Raw genomic sequence first — 2,544 nt, 5'->3', positions numbered from 1 at the left:
CCTCTGGGCTTTTTCCGCGATAATCCGCTCTTTCTCGGCCCTTTCTTCGGCAACTCGGAGCTGCTCTTGCTGCAGAGCAACCAATTTAATCAGTTCTTCCTGAGAAATACGATGGCCGTGGGCAGATAATTATCGAGCGTGGGCAATTTTTTAAGACTTACTTATACGGCGCTGGCCACGACCATGCACATTTTAAAATTATGAAGCGTGGGCACCTGACTTCGTAAAGTGGGTGCCCATCTCTTCTTAGCTAACTCCTGTTCTTATCGAAGGTTCTAGCATCTCGATTCTGATGACTCTGCCAAGGAACCTGTCCATGATTGCATCAGAGAAGGTAGGATCGTCTATATAACCGGCCCATTCTTTAATGGGCAAGATAGACGTGATCAATACGCTCTTTGATAGTTCTCTTGCTTCAAAGAGTTCCATCAGCCCCTTTCGGGATGAGGCATCTAACTTTCCGTACCCCCAGTCGTCAAGGATCAGTAGGTCATACTTGTCGTACTGCCTTATGACCTTACTAACTCCGGTCGTAAGCGAAGCGACAGCCTTAAATTCATCCATTAGAAGCGGCATTCTTAAGAATTTCACTTTAAGGCCTACTCTGCAGCACGATGAACCAAGAGCACAGGCAAGGTATGTTTTTCCCACACCTGATTTCCCGCTGATGACGCAGTTAAGACGGTTTCTAACCCATTCACCGCTCATCATGTTGCTAATCGCAGATTTCTTTAGCCCTCTTACCGGCGAGTAATCAATGTTGGCCGGGGATGCATCTTTATGCTTTAACCTTGCGTCCTTAAGCCTGCGAGTCAGGGCTCTTTCTTCGCGCTGGGTTATTTCGTTCCTCAATGCGCTCATAACCCAAGCCGTAGGTGGTAAATCAAATGCGGCGGGGTCAGACATTAACGCTTCAACAGCTTCTGCAATTCCCGGTGCTCGTATTTTCTTGCAAATCGTCTTGAGCTCAGCAAGATCGAAGTCCATATTATTATTCATAGTTGTTCCTTATGTTTGAGTGATTCGGGGTTTTATAGGATTCGTCGGGTAATTCAAATGTGAGGGGGATCTGCCGGCTCAGCAGCTCTTCTTTCTGTTTAAGCAACTCCTGCACAAAGTTGTACTTAAACTGTTTGTACTCTGCTGCGTCGGCCAGAGCCTCAGAGAGCAATGAAGGTCGATAGGCGGGTAATAAATTCCTCACGATGGCATGCAATCTCTGCCTGGATACAAAGTCTCCCGAGAGTCCCCAAGAACCGTAAACAAAGTCTTCTGCCGCCTTTCTGAGCACACCGAGTTTCGTTAGTTTCTCAATAAAGTACTCGGGACTTCTTCTTCGATCCTTCTCTGCTTGAGTCATATGCTCTTCAAGCAGATGAGTCTTTTCTCCTTTTAGCGAGTACTGTCGGGCATGTCGACCGATCAACTTGTTATCTGCGGTGCTGTAGATTTGAACCTCTTCGCGGCTAAGCCTCACAAAGACGGGCTTATGGATAAAGTCGATCGGCACGCTGTAACGATGACCTCCGTCTTGGGAGATGCGAACGCAGTGTGACTTGTCGACCATGAGTATCTTCCAATCGCAGATTTCATATGGATAGGTCGGCAGAGGCACAAGCAAACTAAATTCTTCGTCTAAGAATTTCTTTATTCGGCTCGTTTGCAGGCTTTTGTCTGCAAAGGGCCTGAGGTTAATTGCGTCGACTTTCCTTAAAATGATTCTGTTCAACGCAGCTAAATCGTCTGCGTAAATGTCACCCCATGATTCAAGTTCCAACTGGCCCTGTACCCAGGTCTGCGACATGTTGACAGAGGCTTCTACTCTGTTCTTTTGAATGGGTTTGCCGGGGCCGCACGACCAACATTCCATACCGTAGTGCCCGGTAATATCGTCGAGCAAAGGCGCGATGATTCCTTCGTACTTACTTGCGGTCTGAACCAAGGCCCGTGCGTTGTCAACGATGAGTACCTTTGGAGAGCCGCCGAAGTATTCCAGCGCTTTGATCAAGCCTTCACACCATGACTGTGCGGTTTCGTCTGCCGTTGCGTAAGCAAATAAAATGCTGCTGTATGGAAAGCAAGCCGTAAACAGGCGAGATTTGATTTTCCTTCCATGCTTGTCAATCCACACTACGTTGTCGCCCGAGTAGTCTATTTCCAACTTTTCGCCCGGAGTCGTCAAGTTGATGTGAACGGGTTGAGACGCTTTGTTCTCCGCCTTCCATTTTCGATAAAGATGACAGAAATGCGAGTAGGACAATTCAATGTGCTGCTCCTCATTTCGAAGATATTCATAAATCAGAAGAAGATTGACATGCTTGTTCTTTAATTGTTCATCAACAGAAGCCCAATCGATTGCCCTTCCCTTGGGAACAATCGTTTTCTTGGGATAAAGAATGGCATTAAGCTCCGTGTCCGGAAGGTTTAAGAGCTTCTGATAAGACAATTTAATGACATGGAACCCCTTTGCTCCCAGCGAGATAGAGGGAGCAAAATGAAAGTGACAAAATTCTCATTAAAGGTGATTCCATGTCAGTTAGAAGG

The 2,544-nt window shown here is 46.7% G+C and carries 2 protein-coding genes; both read right to left on the bottom strand.

What is annotated here, in order from left to right:
* Positions 1-246: 246 nt before the first annotated feature.
* Positions 247-999: an ATP-binding protein gene (locus ACZND6_RS12750; protein WP_489524774.1), complete on the bottom strand. Its 753-nt coding sequence runs from the start codon at positions 997-999 to the stop codon at positions 247-249.
* Entirely contained in the window at positions 992-2,446 is a 1,455-nt protein-coding gene (istA, locus tag ACZND6_RS12745; RefSeq protein WP_489524773.1) for an IS21 family transposase, read from the bottom strand. The genes ACZND6_RS12750 and istA overlap by 8 nt, the downstream gene beginning before the upstream one ends.
* Positions 2,447-2,544: the final 98 nt, after the last annotated feature.

The sequence above is a fragment of the Parasutterella sp. genome, from assembly GCF_057870745.1.
The sequence above is the reverse complement of the archived record's forward strand: the minus strand, read 5'-3'. Positions and strand labels throughout refer to the sequence as shown.

Excerpts from the sequence above, each read along its gene's own strand:
- ACZND6_RS12750 (WP_489524774.1), bottom strand. The coding sequence starts at position 999 with ATGAATAATAATATGGACTTCGATCTTGCTGAGCTCAAGACGATTTGC.